Below are 17947 nucleotides of genomic sequence, written 5' to 3'. Positions count from 1 at the left end.
TCGAGCAATGGGCTTAGAAATCAAGTAATTCACAATCATCAAAATGATCATCAACATGTTCATTGAATTCTAGGTTAGGTATAAGGTGATTACAGATATGGCAGTAGCTGTATTGAGTATTGATTTTTTTTAGAACAAATGAATCATTTGTTGAACCATAAGCCATGTATGTTTGATAAATATCTTCTAATTCTTCAAGTGTAAAAATCATAATGAATCCTGAATTGGTTGAGAAGGTTCAGTGACAGATGTATTAGATGGTTTAGGAGAAGATTGAGAAGTAGCAAAGTAATTAAATGGACGATCACCATCATCTATAAGTCGCTTGCAATCTTCACTGGAGACATCAAGCCTAGTACCTTGTTGAGTGTATGCATAATACTTACCATTGAATTTTGCACAGCCACTGAATACAGGTTTTGTAGTAGCGTTATAAGTTAGATTAGCTTGAGTAAGATAGGGTTGTTCAGGATCGTATGACACAGATGCATTTTCTTGTTTATCTGTTTTAAAGCTGTCAAACCATTTAACACATTCAGGTTTTTCAACATTGATTGCTTTTCTACATTCGGTATTAGCATCAAAATCGGTTTTGACCGCAGGATCAGAAGCATGGACGTTTGAAGTTTGTGTTGTAGAAGTTTGTTTTTTAACTTCCATTTTCTTTTCATCACTTCCAAAAAAATGACCCAAGAAACCTGAACCGCCTGAAAGACCATATAAAAATATTGATATTGCAACCAAAATAAAGGAAGCAAAGACATAAAGCCCAGCAGGTGTACGTTTTTTACTTGTATCTATAGAAGTTGATTTATATAGCTTAAAGATTGAATCTTTAGGTTTAAAAGTGAATTTTGATTCACAGTTAAGTTTGTTGATTAAAGTATTAGGGTACTGTCTTAAAGAGCCGTATTGGTAAACCTTTGGAGTTCTCCAGTAAGGACGGGTGATATGCAAATGACAAGAAATAAGCTCTTTAATAGTTGGGTGTAAATAACTAGGGCTTTGTGTAATAAACCAAAAGTCGAAACCCCTGTGACGGTGTATTGTTAATTCTTGAACGATATCATCATTCTTGTTTTTGTTGTCATTGTATGGAGGTACAAGCTGAACTTCATCAACAGCAAATATAGAACCGTCAGGGCATTTTCTCCAGTCGATAACTAAAGCACGAACATAATCTATTTTTAATGCTTTAATGTTTGAATAGATAGTTCTGACAGCATAAAAAGGTTGTAAATCATGCTTCTCACCGCGTTCATTAAGTCGTTCAATTGTTTCATTAAAGCGAACGACACGAACATAGTAATCATCAGGACGTAAGTCATCAAAACGCTGACCAAGCATGTCATAATAATTATCTTCAAGAATAACAAGGACTGTTTTTAATTCATGACCTGAACCTTGTTCCTCTTCAACATATGAGAAATCATCTTTGAATTTTTCAATGTATTGCTTATTGTGTTTGTAGACCTCAATATTTCGAACAAGGTTAATTTTGTTCTTTCTTTCTTGATCGTCCAATTGAGTTACGACATAAGCCGTTTTTGATGCGCCTGGAACACCCGTTACAGCATTTAGCATTTATATTCTCCTTAGCACTATTTTGCGCGCTCGTTCGCGTCGAGGCTCCTTGTCCTCGCGCGCTATTTGCGTGCTAGATATAACTTTGCTGAGTTTTGTACATACTTCGCAGCTATTGCGCCTAAAACAATGCTAAAAGCTATGTCGAAGCCACATATGCCAGCCAATCCGAGAAGAGCGGTTGAGATATCACCTAAAGAAGCTTGAAATTGATCAATAGCAGTATTTAGTGCAGTTAAAATTGATCCAGCAGTAAGTAAAGTAATACCAGCACCCTCTAAGACGTTTTTTAAAAAACCCTTATGTAAACTGGAAAAAATTGTTGAAAGACTAGCCATTTTCACGCACTCCACCGAGTATAAGAACAGCAGAGAATGAAGCCATAGAGATGACTATAGGTTTTAAATAAGTCGAGAGAGAATCACACCAAACAGAAAAGTCTAGTTCCCAATGTATAGGTATACCGTGAAAGTTAAAGTCAGCTAGTACAATTGGAGGAGGACAAGAACTAGAAAATGAAACTGATGTGTCTGTAATATCGTCGGTCGGATCGTTGAACTCTAATTCAGTATCTGTTTGTGGTTCATCTTTAAATATGTCTGAAAATTCTTGTACTTTTGTTTTAGCAAATGTGTATGCTTCAGTTAAAGCTGTAGTTGAGCGATTCCACCAATCTGTCAAAGTGATTGGAAAGTTAATAACAACGTTAGCAGCTTGACAAACAATAGGTGCCCAACCGCAAAAAACTGGAAAACTTAAAGAAATGTCAGTTATATCGGGATTAGACTCGTTAGGTTTTGTATTTCCTTGGGCTTGTTCAGAAGTTTGGGTTTTTGCATTTGCATTGAGTTGTGTTTCTACATCTGATTGTGTTGATGCATCGTTTGCAAGCATATCTTGTGCTGCTGCTGTTGTTACATCTTGTGCACCAGCTTTTTTTTGTTCGTCTGTTTCTGATTCTGCATTTGAGATGACTTGAGCTGCAATAGTATCTAATGAAACATAACGCTTTTCTTCTTGTTCTTGTGATGAAGTATAAGGAACATTGTCATATGCACCACTGTCACCATAATTGACTCGACAAGATGAGCCAACGATTGTGTATGAAGTTGCACCGTTGTAATATGTTTGTGCAGCTTGGAAAGCAGCTGAACAGAATGATGTAAAAGAATAATATTTGATTGAATTATCCATTCCTGCATATGTTGATTGATAGACAATTGAGCCAGGAGGAATGTAAGAAATTCGGTTGTTTTCAGGTTCAAGTGTCCAATCGACTACGAAACCGAGAATTTGTTCAAGAGCGACAGAGATAGCATAACCATAAAGACCGCCGCGGAGGACTTTAGCAACTTGCGAGGCATTTGGAGTAATTTTTGCAGTACTTGTTTTAACTATGTTTACGCCATTTTCTATACCTGATTTTGTTGCATTGATTATTGTTGAAGCACCTTGTGCGATTTGTTGTGTAATAGTCCAACCACCTAAAGTTGAGGCGTGAGCTAAATTAAAAGGCATCATATGAATACTGAAGATTAATAACAAAGTTATAAATTTTTTATAATTAGCCATACAGCCCCCAGTAGTATAAATATAGGTATCCAGTTAAGTGCACTTGCTTCTTCCATTTTTAACTCCAAAAGCTAAGCCCCCGAAGGGGCTTATGAATTACGCTGAATTCGCGCCACGTTTTAAGTAACGCCATCCAGCAAAAATACCGAGAATGATTAGACCAGCACCAAAAAGTGCAATGACTGTTGCTTTTGAGCCGTCGATTTCAGCAGTTAAGCCAGTAGCATCAATTGATGAAGCAGCATGTACAGATGGAGCAAGAGCTAAAGCACCACCAACAGTTGCACCTAAGCCATATGTTGAAACGTTGCGTAGAGTTAAAACGCCACGCTTTTCTTGTACTGCAAGTTGATTGTTTTTCATTTGAGTTACCTCTCTTAGTTAAAGTGATTTCACCGCTTTGGCGATGATTGCGTAAGCGATAAATACGCCCGCTACAGCTAGTAGACTTCCCCCAATCTCTATCATCTGTGACTTAGTAATAGCCAAAGTTGATAAATAACTGAATTCAACCCACTGGAGACACGTGAGGACACCATTAACGTCAGGTTCAGATAATTGGTCACAAACGTATCTCATTTCTTAAATTCCGAGTTACAGACTAAGCAGTCTTTTGTGCAGGAACGATTTTTACATCGTGAACAACAGTCATTTGTTTGTTGCCATTGGTGACGATTTCCATATCTACCTTGGCTTGAATCGGAAACTTGGCATCCTGAATTTTTTTGATATTTTCGGATGTCCCCCATTTGTATTCGACAGTTGCAGAACCCACACCCGACTCGTTTGACAGGTCAGTCATAACGAAAATCTTAGTGAAATTATGTTGAACACCGTCTACAGCATTGTTGTAGCTCTTAGCACCAGTGATCACAGCGTCAGTTGTAAATTTCATATTTATAATTCCTAAATAGCCTAAGTAGAATCCCTAACCTATGCAGGCAACGCAGTAGGGGGGAGTGATTGCGTAAAATCAGCGGTTAGTTGTTTTAGCCTTTTTGGAAACTCATCCTTTTCAGGCATTAAGATGTCCAAGACCTTTGTGTCATCACCGTAGAATTTACGAAAAGCGTTTAAATATTTGCCGAACTGGTGACGTGTGATTTGTATCGCTTTGTCCCAAACGATTTCGGCTTTTTGTTGTAGTAACTCGAACTTGATAGCTTTTGACTGATCATCGAATATGTGAAAACAAGGATACGCAGCTAAGAAATGCTCAGAAGCGTTTAGCAAAGCATCAAGAGGGATATAATAGGAACGGGCTTTAAACTCGACCTCAACACGTGTCCACATGCTGTCAGGGTCACCGAGTTGCTTGCCTTTTTCATATACACGGCAGAATTTTGAAGATGTACGCTTTCCGATATATGCAGTACGACCATTGCCATCAGGACGTTTCCAACAACCGTCAGTTCTAAAAGCAGGCGGACGACCTCCACAGGTAAAGCCCCCAAGTGTATCTTGTTCATCAGCCCAATCAGGTGAAACAAGTCCCCCGACAAGATCATCGAAAGCATAGTCAATGCGAGTAATTTTAGGACGATGAGCATAAAGCGATAGCCAAGCATGTAAGTCTTCTTCCCATCCATACTTGCCAAGTGTGCAACCTTGACCAGAGATCGAAAGCATCATTGTGTTGTTTTGACCACCTATACAGATAAAGCCACAATCATTTTCTAGTTGATAGGCTTCTTCATAGTAGTTAATGCCTTTAGCCAGTTTCTTTTCGATGCCAAAGCCAAATATTTGTTTAACGACTTCATTTAAGGCTTCAACACAATAAAGATCAGGCTTTTCAGCATGGGTTTGTATAAAACTACTTAAAAAGGTGTCTTTATGGATAGTCAGATTTACCCAGTCAATTACAGAAACTTCACCATGAGCAGGACGACGTATAAGTACAGGCTTAGGTCCATCCTCAGTGAGTACCATTACGGTATGTTGTAACGGGTAATCTTTATAGGCTTTTTGCAAGTTTGCACGAGCTGATACCTGTGACTTTTCCCCCGTGTTACTACGGGGTGAAATTTGTTCGAATAGAGATGACCACACTGGGTATGTGGATAAAGGGTTAAGTTCTTGATTAGCCTTGTATTTAGTATCCATGACAGTCATCCCCGATAGAGCGTAAAAATTCGATGCTTTCTCTATTGTGTTTTTCGAGATCATCAGATAGAGCTGAGACCACTGGAGAGGGTGTACCCTCGTCATTTAAAAAGTTTTCAATATAAAAAAGGACTGCAACAGCGTCAGGGCAAGGGATGCCACCTTGTAGAGAATCAACACCATCTATGTGGACTTTTCTAGCAATCTGCTCAAAGGCTTCTATTTCAGTCATTTTTTATACTCGTTATATTTGTTCTTGTAGTGAAGTAATACGTTGCATAAAACGATTTGAAGCAAGAGCAATATTTATTAGTAATTGGTCATATTCAAAAATATCTATAAGACCAACAGCAAAATAAGCTTTTAGAGAACCAAGAGCCTCGTAATAACGAAAAAAGTGGACATCAATATCAGAACCAAAATATTCATCAATATTATTGATCTGATCTAGAACGTATTGCTTTGCCCCAGCAGGGTTATTGTTGTAATCCATATAATGCCCCTTGTTTACATTTCTCGCCAAAACTTGATAAATTTATCAAGGACAGGGCAAAAAAAAGTTGATATCTTTGTCAGGTAAACATACTTGACAAAAGTATCAAAATCAAGAGGTGACAAAATGCTAAAAGACATCATCGAATTGTGCAAAATTCGCTTTGGAAGCTATGAAAAAATGGCTGAAAAATTAGACCTTGATCCAACAGTAATATCGCATTGGAAAACAGGAAAAAGAAAACCTAACCATATTCATATTATGCAAATGGCTGATTTTATTGGATATGATAGATACCACGTGCTCTGCTTAGTCATGGAAGAAATCGACACGAAAAACGCAGAGCTATGGAGAAGTTGGCGTCCCTACGGGGATTCGAACCCCGGTTACCGCCGTGAAAGGGCGATGTCCTAGGCCTCTAGACGATAGGGACTTCTTGAGGTGGGTATATATTAGGGCTCTGTCACCAAACTGTCAAGAAGGTGGGGTGATAGTTTGTTCAAAATATAGCAAAACAGTTCTGCTGTCTTTTGCGTATCGTATAAAGCAGAGTGAGCTTCTTTACCATCAAACTCAATTCCAGCTTGAATACATGCTCTTGCCAATACAGTTTGTCCAAACATCACCGCACTAAGCGTGACCGTGTCAAAAACTGAAAAACTATGAAAAGGATTTTGGTTTTTAGTTCCTGAACGTGCGATAGCAGCTTGTAAAAAACCTAAATCAAAGTGTGCATTGTGTCCAACCAGTACAGCATGTGTGCAATGCTGTGCTTTTCGGACTTCATTCAATGATTTAAAAATACGGCGTAAAGCACCACGTTCATCTTCAGCCATTGCAACACGCATAGGATTGAAAGGATCAATTCCAATAAAGTCTAAAGATCGACGATCGAGATTAGCACCTTCAAATGGATTAATGTGTGCATGAAAAGCAGGACCAGGTATAAATTGTCCCTGATGATCATAGACTATTGGGATACATGCTATTTCAAGCAAAGCATCCGTTTGTGAATTAAAACCTGCTGTTTCAACATCGACTACAACAGGTAAGAATCCACGGAAACGTTGACCAATGACAGGAGCTTGGTTTTCTTCGTGTGTCACACTTTTCTCCATTGCAGTGTCTTACCTGCATGAAGTGGGATAATTTTTTGACCATCAAGATAATCAAATGATTCTGCAACGGTATTTTCTTCTTTCACCAACGTAATGGTTGATGTATTTCTTGGCAAGCCATAGAAATCAGCACCGAACATACTTGCAAAACCTTCCAAGCGCTCTAACTTGCCAACTTGATCAAATGCTTGTGCGTAAAGCTCAATCGCATTTGGTGCACTATAGCAGCCTGCACAACCACAAGCATTTTCCTTGGCATTTTGAGCGTGTGGCGCACTATCAGTACCTAAGAAGAATTTTGGACTACCGCTTGTTGCCACTTCTAATAAAGTTGTTTGGTGTGTTTGACGTTTTAAAATCGGCAAGCAATAGAAATGAGGCTTCACACCACCAACCAACATATCATTTCGATTAAAAAGTAAATGTTGAGGTGTAATTGTTGCAGCTACATTACGATCTTGTTCAAGAACAAAATTTGCTGCATCACTGGTCGTGATATGTTCAAGTACGACTTTGAGCTTAGGGAATTGTTTCAATAAAGGAGAAAGAATTTCATCCAAAAAACGTTTTTCACGATCGAAAATATCTACATGGTTATGAGTTACTTCACCGTGAAGTAATAAAGGGACTTGGTGTTCTTCAAGTTGTTCAATGACAGCATAAACTTTGCGAATATCACTAACGCCATTATCAGAGTTTGTCGTTGCACCAGCAGGGTAAAGCTTGATTGCATTTACAAATTCTGATTCTTTGATTTTTCTAACTTCATCAGGCGATGTAAAGTCAGTAAAATAAAGCACCATGCGAGGATCAAAATTTAAGCCTTCAGGTACATGAGCAAGAATACGTTCACGATACGCTACAGCTTCTTCTACAGTTTTGACGGGTGGAACAAGGTTCGGCATACAAATCGCACGTGCGAATTGTTTAGCCAAATCGGGTACTGTGCGTTTTAATGCTAAGCCATCACGTAAATGAGCATGCCAATCATCGGGTTGTAAAAGCGTAATAGTATTCAAGGTGAACTTCAAACTTAAAAATAATACAAATAATAATGCATAAAGTGTGAAAATGGTAACTACATTTACGGATAAGTGGTTAAGCAAAGTGCATGACAAAATGAGAAATTGTGTTATTTTTATCCAGCACAAAAATACATCACCATAAGAAGAGTAAAAAGGATGGAAAATCAATATGATCTTGATGAATTACAGAGGTCTAAAGAGGATCTAGAGCAGCTTGTTGCTCGACACTATAAAGGTCAAAAAAAACAAAAAACTTTACCAGCAAAACTAGAAGAAGATTTCTGGAAATTTAACATTGATCGCACACGTATTAATGCGATTCAGTTTTTTGGACAAGGTGTCATTACTTACACGATTTTTGTCTTATTAATCTTACCTTCTAACTATTTGGTTATTCGTTCCAGTCCTCATTTTATTGTTGATTTTGTTTATAGCATTTTAAGTTTACTCATCGTTGGTGCAGCATTATTTTTATTTTGGACTTTTTCTAGATTTAGAAAATTGAGCCGACTTTTTTATCCAGTTGCTTGCGTTATTGTCTTTTGCACAATTTTCTTTCCATCTTTATTGATGATGAGTGTGTCTAACGTTGTATTACAGAATCAGGCAATGGTACTGATTGCATTTTTGTATATGTTAGGCTTTATTCTGAGTGGAATAAAACCCAATCATATGCTGTGGATTGGAACACTGGCTGCAGTATGTATTTTATTATCCTTCTATTATTTTAATATACCGTGTGATTTTTTGATGCTTGGGCGCACGTTTATAGGAAGCTTGCTCTTAGGTTTTTCTATCAGCATCATGTTGACCTCAAAAGAAAGAAAACTATTTTTAAAAACTAAAATTTCGGAAATAAATGAGAGAATTCTCCGTTTACAAGCATCAGAACTTTTACATTTAAGCCAGCATGATGAATTAACAAAGGTTTCCAATCGACGAACTTTTGAGGAAATGTTTAGTTATTACTATGACATGGCTTGTAAAGAAAATAAGTCGATGTCAGTTCTGTTTATCGATATTGATTATTTTAAAAATTATAATGACTTTTATGGTCACCAAATGGGAGATCAGGTTATTTCGTCTATAGCGAAGACCATTAAAAGTTCAATTCGGCACATGGACTTTATTGCACGCTATGGGGGGGAGGAATTTGTTGTATTACTTCCTGAAACATCGGCTCAAGGTGCTTATGCCGTCGCAACGAATATTTATAAAGCAATTGATCGGCAAATGATTCCTCATGAAAAATCATTAGTTTCAAATCATGTCACGATCAGCTTAGGAATTACGGTATTTAATGGTAATCCTAAAATTAGCCAAGAATTATTGATTCATACTGCTGATAAAGCACTTTATAGAGCCAAACAATTAGGTCGAAATCAAATCTATTATCAGCCACTGCCTGTTGTTGAATAATTATAGAATCAAAAAAAGCCGAATCATAAAATTCGGCTTTTTAAATTATGAAATGATTGGAATTATTCAAGGAATTTTACAGTCACACCTGAGCGAACTTTGTTACCCAAATCATTTGCATCCCAGTTCGTTAAACGAATACAGCCATGTGAAGCTGTTTTAGAGATTAATGAAGGACTTGGAGTACCGTGAATACCAAATGATTTTTTACTTAAACCAATCCAAATATTACCCACTGGCGCGTTAGGACCTGGTGGTAAAGAAAGAGGTTTAAGGTTATTACCTTGAACAAAGTTAGACGGTGAATAGCTATACCAAGGATTTTTTGCAACGCCGACTACTTTATACGTACCAGTCGGAGAAGGCGTGTCAGTACTACCAATTGTTGCAGGAAATGAAGCAATCATTTGGTTGCGACTGTTGAAAAGATAAAGCTGACGAGCACCTTTATGTGCAACGATCAAGTGAATATCTTCTGGTAAATCATTACGCACATTGGCAACAATAATTTTTTCACCAGCTTTTTTGAAAGTTGCTGTTGGGTTGATCTTTTTCAAGAAGTTTTCATCCATATGAAACTTCTCACCCAACATTTCTGTTACACGTGTGTAATACAAACCTTTCATTTTTGCTTGTAAAGCATAATCAGAAGGAATTGATTCGGCATATGGACCTTTCAAATCTGCTTCTGTAATTGTGTATTCTACATAAGCTGGTTTAGTTTGTTTCGCAACTAATGCATCCCAAGTTTCCTTGGTAAGTTCACCTGTCGGTGTTAAACCATTCATCTGTTGGAAAGATGCAATTGCTTTTAAAGTGTTTTTACCATTTGAGCCATCAATTGCACCAGGTGAAGCATGTGCATTGTTTAGCATTACATGAGCACGCGCATATACCGGAAATTGACCCTTACCAATATTTTCATACCATTCTGAATTGTTCAGACTGTCTAAAGTCCAAGTAACTTTTGGTGCTGGAGTTGTATTGGTTGTATCAGGAGTATTTTCTAGTTTTGAAGAAACTGCTGAAGCAACACCTGTGTTTACTTGAGGATCAGAAACTGCATTATCAGCGACACTAGATGCTGGTTGAGCAACAACGCTTGAAGCAGCTGAACGTTCTACTGCTAAAGGATCAATCGGATCTTGAACAGGTGCCGAGATTTTTTTTGGATTTAAAGGTTGCTCAGTTGTTGGGGCAGCAAAAGCAACATTGGCAATAATACAACTTAAACTCATAGCGAGTAATGAGCGAACGAACATGTAATTCAACCTTAAGAATTATTCATATTGAGATATAAGATGTTGCAAGTATTACAGAAAATCAGTGAGCTTGCAGTAGCAGTTTTGTGTCTAAGTAAAAAAATAATGTAGGAAGTCTGAATTTTTGTATGGATTTGGAATTATAAAAATTGGGTTAACTTTGTTATCATGCGTTTCACATGAAAAAATTTAGAGATTGGTAATGACAACGTTGAAAAATGATCGTTTTTTACGAGCTTTGCTACGTGAGCCTGTAGACACCACACCAGTGTGGATGATGCGTCAAGCAGGGCGTTATTTACCAGAATATAGAGCAACTCGTTCACAAGCGGGTGATTTCTTATCTCTTTGTAAAAACACTGAATTTGCTTGTGAAGTTACTTTGCAACCGTTGCGCCGCTATGAGTTGGATGCTGCGATTTTATTTTCTGATATTTTGACGGTTCCAGATGCGCTTGGATTGGGTCTGTATTTTGAAACAGGTGAAGGCCCAAAGTTTCATAAAACAGTACGGACAGAGCAAGATGTTGCTAACTTGCCGAAATTAAATTCAAAGTCTGATTTAGCCTATGTGATGAATGCTGTGTCCACGATTCGATCTGCATTAGGTGGTCAGGTCCCTTTAATTGGGTTCTCTGGAAGTCCTTGGACTTTAGCAACTTATATGGTTGAAGGGGGCTCAAGTAAAGAGTTTCGTTTCACTAAAAATATGATGTACGCTCAACCAGAAGTGTTACATGCATTACTTGATCATCTTGCAGATTCAGTAATTGATTATTTGAACGCACAGATCGATGCAGGTGCGCAAGCGATTCAAATCTTTGATAGTTGGGGCGGAGCACTTGCACATCGAGAATATGTGGAATTCTCATTGAATTATATGACAAAGATTATTGCAGGGCTTCAACGAGAAAAAGATGGTCGCCGAATTCCGATTATTGTCTTTACCAAAGGTGGTGGACAATGGTTAGAGACGATGTTAACTACAGGTGCAGATGCATTTGGCTTAGATTGGACGACTCCTCTTTATACTGCACGCGAAGTTGTAAATGGTCGTGCAGCATTACAAGGAAATCTAGATCCAGCGGTACTTTATGGATCAGCAGCATCAATTGAAAAATCTGTAAAAGCGATGCTCGATGACGCTTATAAAAATGGTGAAAAAACAGGATATATTGCAAATCTTGGTCATGGTATTACTCAATGGGTTGATCCAGCTCAGCCGAAGATCTTTGTAGATACTGTCCATGCATACAGCCAGAAATATTTAGGTTAATCCCTTCGAATTTTTCATGATTAAATTGATTAGGATCATTTCGTGCATTTGATTGGATTAGCTTTAAATTTTGGAACTAAGGCAGCTTCGGCTGCCTTATTTGGATTGTTACTTTTAATCGCTTTTGCAGTAACAGCACCGATGGGAAGCCAAGAATATTATGGTTTCTTCCGTTATGATTATCTATTGTTTTATGCATTGAGCATTCAAGTCTGCCTAATCTATTTAAAGTTAGAATCTTGGGCAGAGGCAAAAGTGATTGCTTTGTTTCATATCATGGCGATGGGGATGGAAATTTTCCTAACCCATCCAGCAATTGCTTCTTGGCAATATCCACAACCTGCAGTATTCAAACTATTAACTGTGCCTCTATTTGCGGGTTTTATGTATTCAGCTGTAGGTAGTTTTTTTGCTCGTTCATTGAGATTATACAAAGTTTCTTTTGAGAACTTGCCAAGATTTGCAAATATGTTGTGTTTGGCAGTTTTATCCTATTTAAACTTTATGACTAAGTTTTTTATTCCAGATTATCGGTTGGTTCTATTTGCATGGAGTATCATTATTTTCTGGAAAACAAAATTATATTTTCAGTTAAGTGATTCACGGTTCAAAGTGCCGATGCTTCCAATCTTACTTTTACTTGCATTTTTGATTTGGATTGCTGAAAACATTAGTACATTTTATAAAATTTGGCTGTATCCAAGCCAAGTCGATGCTTGGCATATGGTCGGATGGGGGAAATTGGGGTCTTGGTATTTATTATTACTCTTAAGTTTGGTTTTGGTATTAAAAATCTTAGGAAAACGAGATAAAAAAGGTACTTGGCAGTTAAACTAGCTCAAGAGTTAAGTTTAAAATGAAGTGATTATTAACTTCTATATAAATATTTCAACTTTATTTCAAATTTTATTTGCTAAAAAAAGCTAACCTCGTTATTTTAATTTACGTGCGTATAGATTTAATGCTAAGCACGATAGTGATAACAAATACCAATAAATAATTGATACTGGAGATCTTTCCTATGTTAAAAAAAATTGCATTAGCAGCTTTGTTAGCAGCTGGTTCAAGTGTAGCGATGGCAGACAATGATGTTGGTTGTGGTGCTGGTACACAAATTTGGGCAGGACAAAAAGGTATTGCACCTAAAATCCTTGCTGCGACTACAAATGGTATTTTTACTAACCAGTTATTAGGTATTACTTTTGGTACTTTAGGATGCCGTCAAGGTGGAACTGTTACGGCTCAAGTCGTTACATTTACAAATGAAAATGCTGAATCTTTAGCGCGTGATATGGCAGTAGGTCAAGGTGAAAGCTTAAACGTACTTGCTGAACTTATGCAGATCAAAGCAACAGATAAAGCGCGTTTCTTTGCTGTTTCTAAAGAAAATTTTGCTGAAATTTACTCAAGCAAAAATAAAAATACGCTTCAAGTTTTAGATTCTTTACAAAGTGTAATGGCGAAAGACGCTGTACTCAAAGCTTATGTTTAATACGTTTGAACATAAAACCCTGTCTTAATGGCAGGGTTTTCTTATAGATAATTTATTCTTAATAATCTTAAAATTTGCGACTGAATGAAATTAATAACTTGTACCATTGCTACTTTAATGTGCCATTTTGCACATGCTTCAGTTGAAACCGATATACAAAATTATTTGAAGATTGCTGAGCAGAAACAACTGCATCAAGATGTTACATGGCAACGCCTAATGTACGCTGACCAATCGCAAAAAAGTGAGGTTGCTTATGATGGATATTTTTATGCAAAAGATGGAAAAAATAATTTAAAAAATGAATTACAAGCCGATATAAAAGCTTTATTTATTAATTCAGCTGATAATCAATCGATTCGTTGTAAATTTCCTGCTCGTAGTCGTTGGTTGATCCAACAACTCAATATTGATACCGAAAAGCTTCTAATCGTCAAGTGTCCTGAGTTTGATCAATGGATTAATCAAATTAAACCTTATAAAGCCACGTTGATTTATGCAACTGACTTTATGGGGAATCCAAGTTCGATGTTTGGGCATACCTTACTACGTTTAGATCCTAAAGATCAGAAACAACTGAATTTAGTTTCATACGCAGTAAACTATGCAGCGACAGTCAGTGGTGAAGATAATTGGTCATATGCTTGGAAAGGTCTAACAGGGCAGTATCCTGGTGAATACTCTTTAATGCCTTACTATCGTAAAGTAAAAGAGTATGGTGACTTTGAAAGCCGTGATTTGTGGGAGTACGAGTTAAATTTAACGCCTGAAGAGACTCGTTTCTTAGTCGAACATATCTGGGAAATGCAACATGTGAGTTTTCCTTATTATTTTGTAAGTGATAATTGTGCATATCGTTTGCTTGGATTAATTGATTTAGTTCGTCCGAACTTAGACTTAAAAAAACAATTTAATTATGCTGCAATTCCGATTGAAACGTTAAAGGCGGTTGATCAACAACACTTAGTCAAAGAGGTGGTCTACCGTCCAGCTTTGGAAACTCAATTACTATCACAAGCAAAACAACACGGTACTCCACTGGCTAAAGTTGCCCATCAAATTGCATTTCAAGATGTGGAAAAAGCTCAACTTTTATTAGAGAAATTTAATCGACACGATCAAGCAAAAATCTTAGAAATGGCATATGACGATTTGTATCTGCAATATATCAGTCGTCAAGTCGATGCAGACTTTGCACAGCCGCAGCTAAGACAACTTCTTGCCGAGAGAAGCCAAATTGATGTTGAAAAGCAACGTCAAGAGCCTGAGCGTCCTAAAAAGCAACCTGTTGAAGGACACCATGCGCGAAATCTATCTGTAAATGTCGGTGAACTACAAGGACAGAAGTTTATCGAGTTAGGACATCGTCAGGCTTACCATGATCTGATTGATCCTCAAGGTGGTTATCGTTTAGGTACTCAATTATTGTTTTTAGACGGCAATATTCAATATCGTGATGATCAACTCAAGCTCGAACATTTAGATTTATTGACTGTAAATTCGTATAACCCTATTCAGCCATTTAAATCACCCATTACTTGGGGATTTAATTTAGGTTGGAAACAAGAAGCTCTAGATCAAGGAAATTTTAGTGATGATCAGCAGCATGGTGTTATGAACCTAAATATGCAGGTCGGCTACAGCTTAGCCGATTATGATCGTCGACATTTGTGTTATGCCCAAATGCAAAGCCATATTCAAGGTGGTCGTTCGCTCGATAAAGGTTGGCGAGTTGGTGTAGGACCAACAGTTGGGTGTATGAATATCTGGACGGATACGATTAATAGTGTTGTGCAAATTGAATTGCCGTATTGGGAAGATCAAAGTCAGTGGAATCTAAGAGTAGGCTCTCAATTCCAATATAGTTTAAATTCAAATAATGCTTTAAGGTTGAATTGGAACTTCGAACAGCAAGATCATAAAGACTGGAGTAAAGTTGGGTTGGGTTATGTTTGGTTCTTCTAGGATTAAATTTTAAAGAGTTTGATAGATAAAAACCTATCAAACTTCAACAATAACAAAGTATTTTTTTACAGCTTCAATTACTTCAAATGTACCCACAAATGCAGGTGGGATAATACCTGCATGGCCCGCAGAAACTTCAATATATGAATCTGTTTTGGGATCATGAATACGAACAACACCTTCAATGACTTGAAAGAACTCTTGTTTATTGTCTGCAAACTGAATGTTCCAAGCACCCACTTCACATTGCCAAATTCCACATCCCATATGTGGGTGTGTATATAAGTCATAGGTAAGACGTTGTGGATTGCCCTTAACCAAACGGTCAGGCCGAGGATAATCAATGCTGGCTTCAGATTGAATTAACTCACCAAAGCCTGCTAATTGGATTGAAGACATGACAATGCTCTGATTAATAACTTTCAGGGACAGCGCTTAAAAACTCACGACGTGCATCTTTGTCCGTTTTAAAATCACCCACAAAAGAAACAGTACGAGTGGTAGATTCTTGCTTACCAACACCGCGCATCATCATACACATATGTGCAGAATCGATCACTACAGCCACACCACGTGCTTGTGTCACCTCGGCAACAGCTTCAGCAATTTGTTGTGTTAAGTTTTCTTGAATTTGCAAACGGCGCGCAAACATTTCTGTAATACGTGCAAACTTAGATAAACCTAAAACCTGACCTTCAGGCAAATATGCAATGTGGACACGACCGTAAAAAGGGAGTAGGTGATGTTCACAAAGTGAATAAAATTCAATATTTTTAACCAATACCATTTCATGGTTATCGGATGGAAAAACCGCACTATTTGTAACTTCTTCAAGTGTTTTACTATAACCAGAAGTTAAAAAAGAAAAAGCTTTAGCCGCACGCATAGGCGTATCTTTGAGGCCAGGACGATTCAAATCTTCGCCAACGGCAGTTAAGATATTTGCGTACGATTGCTGCATAGACATAACAATGTTCACTTAGGTGGGTTGAACAAAACGGGAATTGTATCAGAAAACGATTCAAAAACTTAATTTTGAGTCAAATGCCGATTATTGTTTGTACTTTGGATTCTTTTCTGCACGTTTTAGTAGCACGAGAACAGCACCCGTACCACCTTGATTTTCAGGAGCACTGACAAAGGCAAGTACATCACGATGTTGTCTAAGCCAGCCATTTACATAGGTTTTTAAAATCGCTTCTGGACCTTTACCATGAACAATTTTGATGACATTTTGATTTTCGTCTTTAGCCATCTGAATGATTTGTAAAACTGCGGCACGTGCTTGCTCGACAGTACAACCATGTAAATCTACAGCTTCAAACCAACGAATTTTACCTGCTTTTAAGTCTTCGAATACTTTGTGCTGTAAAGTTGCAATTCGATAGCTTAATGCAGCTTGGCTTGCCACAGGATTTAAAATCGCTTGAGTATCTGAAATCTCAGTGAGTTCCTGTTCGGCGCTACCTTCAGCTGCTGCACGTTTTGCAAGGGTTTGCGCGTCAATTTTTTTTACGCGTTTTGGTTTGATTTGTGCAATGTTACCATTATCAATTGGCTTTACGCCTGTTAAGGCTTTTTTAAAAAGCTCAGTATCTTCCATTTCTTCTTCAACAGATTGAGATTTTTTCATCTCTGCTTGTTTAGCAAGATTGCTGGATTGAGGATTTGAGATTTGCTTTTTAAAAGCTTTCAGTAAATTAAACTGATCTTTAGAAAGCGAAGAATCATTTTTACTCATAATATTAAGAAAATATGTAAGATACGAGAGGGATGGAAAATTATAGTCTGAAACCGTGTTGATTTGAACTGAATCAGATTCACATAATTTTTTTGATCAATGAAAGCTTGGTAGTGGTCTATTCTAAAAACAATGATTGATTATCTAAATCATCTTATTTCATATTGATGGTTTATATAGCCTATATTTTATAAAAAGTTCACCACTAAGCATAATTTCACTTTCCAGCTCAAATCCTAATAAATAAATTCTTTTTAATTTATTTCTTGTAGGGGGTAATAAGATCGTGATTGATTCCATCCCCATTTCATTAAATGCTCTTCTTATAATTTCATTAAAGATTTTCTTGCCGAATCCCCAGTATTGAGGGTGTAACACTAGTGCTAAATCAGCATCTCAATCTTCATATTGTAAGCCACCCCAACCTGCAAATTTATTGTCAACTAGAAATGCCCAAGGACCATAACCATGGTCTTGCCATTGTTTTTCTTTTTCTTTAACCCAATCGAGACATTGTTTTTCATCAAATAGGCTATCTTTAGCCAAAGGCATATGTTTGAGCACTCGGTCGTTAGTTAGTAACGAAATAATGTCAGCGATTTCAATATTACTTAGATGACAAAACTCAATATTCAATGTTTATTCCTAAAAATATGAATGGTTCTTTATTATAAAATTTAAATGATTATTCATAATTATTCTTTTTCAAAATAAGATTGAGATATGAAAAAAGCCCAATCATAAGAATTGGGCTTTGCATTGAGCTATAAATTTAAATTTGCTCAGGCTTTCCAAACAATGCTGCAAATGCTTGATCTGGTTTAGGCTGTTTCATAAAGCTCTCACCAACTAGGAAAGTATGAATATCATTTTCCTGCATCATTTGGACATCAG

The 17947-nt window shown here is 37.2% G+C and carries 21 protein-coding genes, 1 tRNA gene and 2 pseudogenes; 5 read left to right on the top strand and 19 right to left on the bottom strand.

Annotated features, from left to right (window positions below):
- Nucleotides 1-13: 13 nt before the first annotated feature.
- The 13 genes from A2003_RS06850 to pyrC form a co-directional block, all read right to left on the bottom strand.
- The gene (locus A2003_RS06850) at nucleotides 14-211 is read right to left on the bottom strand and encodes a hypothetical protein (protein WP_286687032.1); all 198 of its coding nucleotides are present in this window, start codon (nucleotides 209-211) and stop codon (nucleotides 14-16) included.
- Nucleotides 208-1584 carry a zonular occludens toxin domain-containing protein gene (locus A2003_RS06845; RefSeq protein WP_286687031.1) on the bottom strand — a complete coding sequence of 459 codons (1377 nt, stop codon included), beginning with the start codon at nucleotides 1582-1584 and terminating at the stop codon, nucleotides 208-210. Before A2003_RS06845 ends, A2003_RS06850 begins: the two co-directional genes overlap by 4 nt.
- Before the next feature lie 62 nt (nucleotides 1585-1646).
- On the bottom strand, nucleotides 1647-1922 hold the full coding sequence (locus A2003_RS06840; protein ID WP_286687030.1) for a DUF2523 family protein: 276 nt from the start codon (nucleotides 1920-1922) through the stop codon (nucleotides 1647-1649).
- Nucleotides 1915-3156, bottom strand: a complete 1242-nt coding sequence (locus A2003_RS06835) for a virulence factor TspB C-terminal domain-related protein (RefSeq protein ID WP_286687029.1) — start codon at nucleotides 3154-3156, stop codon at nucleotides 1915-1917. The genes A2003_RS06840 and A2003_RS06835 overlap by 8 nt, the downstream gene beginning before the upstream one ends.
- A gap of 96 nt (nucleotides 3157-3252) precedes the next feature.
- Complete coding sequence (locus A2003_RS06830) at nucleotides 3253-3519, bottom strand: major capsid protein (RefSeq protein ID WP_286687028.1); 267 nt, start codon at nucleotides 3517-3519, stop codon at nucleotides 3253-3255.
- 18 nt (nucleotides 3520-3537) lie between these two features.
- Nucleotides 3538-3735: a hypothetical protein gene (locus A2003_RS06825; RefSeq protein ID WP_286687027.1), complete on the bottom strand. Its 198-nt coding sequence runs from the start codon at nucleotides 3733-3735 to the stop codon at nucleotides 3538-3540.
- A gap of 22 nt (nucleotides 3736-3757) precedes the next feature.
- On the bottom strand, nucleotides 3758-4051 hold the full coding sequence (locus A2003_RS06820; protein WP_286687026.1) for a hypothetical protein: 294 nt from the start codon (nucleotides 4049-4051) through the stop codon (nucleotides 3758-3760).
- 38 nt (nucleotides 4052-4089) lie between these two features.
- The gene (locus A2003_RS06815; RefSeq protein WP_286687025.1) at nucleotides 4090-5262 is read right to left on the bottom strand and encodes a replication initiation factor domain-containing protein; all 1173 of its coding nucleotides are present in this window, start codon (nucleotides 5260-5262) and stop codon (nucleotides 4090-4092) included.
- Complete coding sequence (locus A2003_RS06810; protein ID WP_286687024.1) at nucleotides 5252-5494, bottom strand: hypothetical protein; 243 nt, start codon at nucleotides 5492-5494, stop codon at nucleotides 5252-5254. The genes A2003_RS06815 and A2003_RS06810 overlap by 11 nt, the downstream gene beginning before the upstream one ends.
- A 12-nt stretch (nucleotides 5495-5506) precedes the next feature.
- Nucleotides 5507-5755: a hypothetical protein gene (locus A2003_RS06805; RefSeq protein WP_286687023.1), complete on the bottom strand. Its 249-nt coding sequence runs from the start codon at nucleotides 5753-5755 to the stop codon at nucleotides 5507-5509.
- Between the two features lie 357 nt (nucleotides 5756-6112).
- Nucleotides 6113-6188: transfer RNA gene (locus A2003_RS06800), tRNA-Glu, on the bottom strand.
- Nucleotides 6189-6207: 19 nt separating this feature from the next.
- Nucleotides 6208-6873 (bottom strand): ribonuclease T, encoded by a 666-nt coding sequence (gene rnt, locus A2003_RS06795; protein ID WP_125318442.1) that lies wholly within the window; start codon nucleotides 6871-6873, stop codon nucleotides 6208-6210.
- Complete coding sequence (gene pyrC / locus A2003_RS06790; RefSeq protein WP_005402315.1) at nucleotides 6858-7892, bottom strand: dihydroorotase; 1035 nt, start codon at nucleotides 7890-7892, stop codon at nucleotides 6858-6860. The genes rnt and pyrC overlap by 16 nt, the downstream gene beginning before the upstream one ends.
- Before the next feature lie 162 nt (nucleotides 7893-8054).
- Between pyrC and A2003_RS06785 the strand changes: the two genes are divergently transcribed.
- Nucleotides 8055-9317, top strand: coding sequence for a GGDEF domain-containing protein (locus A2003_RS06785; RefSeq protein WP_286687022.1), 1263 nt, complete (start codon nucleotides 8055-8057; stop codon nucleotides 9315-9317).
- 62 nt (nucleotides 9318-9379) lie between these two features.
- Here the strand turns inward: A2003_RS06785 and A2003_RS06780 are convergent, their stop codons facing one another.
- The gene (locus A2003_RS06780) at nucleotides 9380-10579 is read right to left on the bottom strand and encodes a L,D-transpeptidase family protein (protein WP_004912365.1); all 1200 of its coding nucleotides are present in this window, start codon (nucleotides 10577-10579) and stop codon (nucleotides 9380-9382) included.
- 202 nt (nucleotides 10580-10781) lie between these two features.
- Here A2003_RS06780 and hemE point away from each other — a divergent pair, with 202 nt between their 5' ends.
- The 4 genes from hemE (at nucleotide 10782) to A2003_RS06760 (ending at nucleotide 15312) form a co-directional block, all read left to right on the top strand.
- Nucleotides 10782-11855: a uroporphyrinogen decarboxylase gene (hemE, locus tag A2003_RS06775; protein WP_004912363.1), complete on the top strand. Its 1074-nt coding sequence runs from the start codon at nucleotides 10782-10784 to the stop codon at nucleotides 11853-11855.
- A gap of 42 nt (nucleotides 11856-11897) precedes the next feature.
- Complete coding sequence (locus A2003_RS06770) at nucleotides 11898-12692, top strand: DUF817 family protein (protein WP_004955231.1); 795 nt, start codon at nucleotides 11898-11900, stop codon at nucleotides 12690-12692.
- 184 nt (nucleotides 12693-12876) lie between these two features.
- Nucleotides 12877-13347, top strand: a complete 471-nt coding sequence (locus tag A2003_RS06765; protein ID WP_039048096.1) for a DUF3015 family protein — start codon at nucleotides 12877-12879, stop codon at nucleotides 13345-13347.
- Nucleotides 13348-13431: 84 nt separating this feature from the next.
- The gene (locus tag A2003_RS06760; protein WP_286687021.1) at nucleotides 13432-15312 is read left to right on the top strand and encodes an Lnb N-terminal periplasmic domain-containing protein; all 1881 of its coding nucleotides are present in this window, start codon (nucleotides 13432-13434) and stop codon (nucleotides 15310-15312) included.
- A gap of 36 nt (nucleotides 15313-15348) precedes the next feature.
- Here the strand turns inward: A2003_RS06760 and A2003_RS06755 are convergent, their stop codons facing one another.
- The 5 genes and pseudogenes from A2003_RS06755 to A2003_RS06735 all read right to left on the bottom strand — a co-directional run.
- Nucleotides 15349-15711 (bottom strand): cupin domain-containing protein, encoded by a 363-nt coding sequence (locus A2003_RS06755; RefSeq protein ID WP_087540557.1) that lies wholly within the window; start codon nucleotides 15709-15711, stop codon nucleotides 15349-15351.
- A gap of 13 nt (nucleotides 15712-15724) precedes the next feature.
- Nucleotides 15725-16273, bottom strand: coding sequence for a GTP cyclohydrolase I FolE (folE, locus tag A2003_RS06750; protein ID WP_017397502.1), 549 nt, complete (start codon nucleotides 16271-16273; stop codon nucleotides 15725-15727).
- Between the two features lie 90 nt (nucleotides 16274-16363).
- A complete protein-coding gene (locus tag A2003_RS06745) occupies nucleotides 16364-17053 on the bottom strand; it encodes a Smr/MutS family protein (RefSeq protein ID WP_020899737.1) in 690 nt (229 codons plus the stop codon).
- Between the two features lie 159 nt (nucleotides 17054-17212).
- A pseudogene (locus A2003_RS15050) lies at nucleotides 17213-17689 on the bottom strand (GNAT family N-acetyltransferase).
- A 136-nt stretch (nucleotides 17690-17825) separates the two neighbouring features.
- A pseudogene (locus tag A2003_RS06735) lies at nucleotides 17826-17947 on the bottom strand (indole-3-glycerol phosphate synthase TrpC); the annotation flags it as partial.

Origin of the sequence: Acinetobacter sp. GWC1_38_13, from assembly GCF_001767535.1 — a bacterium.
Taxonomy (GTDB): Bacteria; Pseudomonadota; Gammaproteobacteria; order Pseudomonadales; family Moraxellaceae; genus Acinetobacter; species Acinetobacter junii.
The sequence above is the reverse complement of the archived record's forward strand: the minus strand, read 5'-3'. Positions and strand labels throughout refer to the sequence as shown.

Excerpts from the sequence above, each read along its gene's own strand:
- A2003_RS06835 (WP_286687029.1), bottom strand. The coding sequence starts at position 3,156 with ATGGCTAATTATAAAAAATTTATAACTTTGTTATTAATCTTCAGTATT.
- A2003_RS06780 (WP_004912365.1), bottom strand. The coding sequence starts at position 10,579 with ATGTTCGTTCGCTCATTACTCGCTATGAGTTTAAGTTGTATTATTGCC.
- A2003_RS06825 (WP_286687027.1), bottom strand. The coding sequence starts at position 3,735 with ATGAGATACGTTTGTGACCAATTATCTGAACCTGACGTTAATGGTGTC.
- A2003_RS06755 (WP_087540557.1), bottom strand. The coding sequence starts at position 15,711 with ATGTCTTCAATCCAATTAGCAGGCTTTGGTGAGTTAATTCAATCTGAA.
- A2003_RS06765 (WP_039048096.1), top strand. The coding sequence starts at position 12,877 with ATGTTAAAAAAAATTGCATTAGCAGCTTTGTTAGCAGCTGGTTCAAGT.
- rnt (WP_125318442.1), bottom strand. The coding sequence starts at position 6,873 with ATGGAGAAAAGTGTGACACACGAAGAAAACCAAGCTCCTGTCATTGGT.
- A2003_RS06745 (WP_020899737.1), bottom strand. The coding sequence starts at position 17,053 with ATGAGTAAAAATGATTCTTCGCTTTCTAAAGATCAGTTTAATTTACTG.
- A2003_RS06845 (WP_286687031.1), bottom strand. The coding sequence starts at position 1,584 with ATGCTAAATGCTGTAACGGGTGTTCCAGGCGCATCAAAAACGGCTTAT.
- A2003_RS06815 (WP_286687025.1), bottom strand. The coding sequence starts at position 5,262 with ATGGATACTAAATACAAGGCTAATCAAGAACTTAACCCTTTATCCACA.
- A2003_RS06805 (WP_286687023.1), bottom strand. The coding sequence starts at position 5,755 with ATGGATTACAACAATAACCCTGCTGGGGCAAAGCAATACGTTCTAGAT.
- hemE (WP_004912363.1), top strand. The coding sequence starts at position 10,782 with ATGACAACGTTGAAAAATGATCGTTTTTTACGAGCTTTGCTACGTGAG.
- A2003_RS06830 (WP_286687028.1), bottom strand. The coding sequence starts at position 3,519 with ATGAAAAACAATCAACTTGCAGTACAAGAAAAGCGTGGCGTTTTAACT.
- A2003_RS06850 (WP_286687032.1), bottom strand. The coding sequence starts at position 211 with ATGATTTTTACACTTGAAGAATTAGAAGATATTTATCAAACATACATG.
- folE (WP_017397502.1), bottom strand. The coding sequence starts at position 16,273 with ATGCAGCAATCGTACGCAAATATCTTAACTGCCGTTGGCGAAGATTTG.
- A2003_RS06785 (WP_286687022.1), top strand. The coding sequence starts at position 8,055 with ATGGAAAATCAATATGATCTTGATGAATTACAGAGGTCTAAAGAGGAT.
- A2003_RS06840 (WP_286687030.1), bottom strand. The coding sequence starts at position 1,922 with ATGGCTAGTCTTTCAACAATTTTTTCCAGTTTACATAAGGGTTTTTTA.
- A2003_RS06820 (WP_286687026.1), bottom strand. The coding sequence starts at position 4,051 with ATGAAATTTACAACTGACGCTGTGATCACTGGTGCTAAGAGCTACAAC.
- A2003_RS06810 (WP_286687024.1), bottom strand. The coding sequence starts at position 5,494 with ATGACTGAAATAGAAGCCTTTGAGCAGATTGCTAGAAAAGTCCACATA.
- A2003_RS06760 (WP_286687021.1), top strand. The coding sequence starts at position 13,432 with ATGAAATTAATAACTTGTACCATTGCTACTTTAATGTGCCATTTTGCA.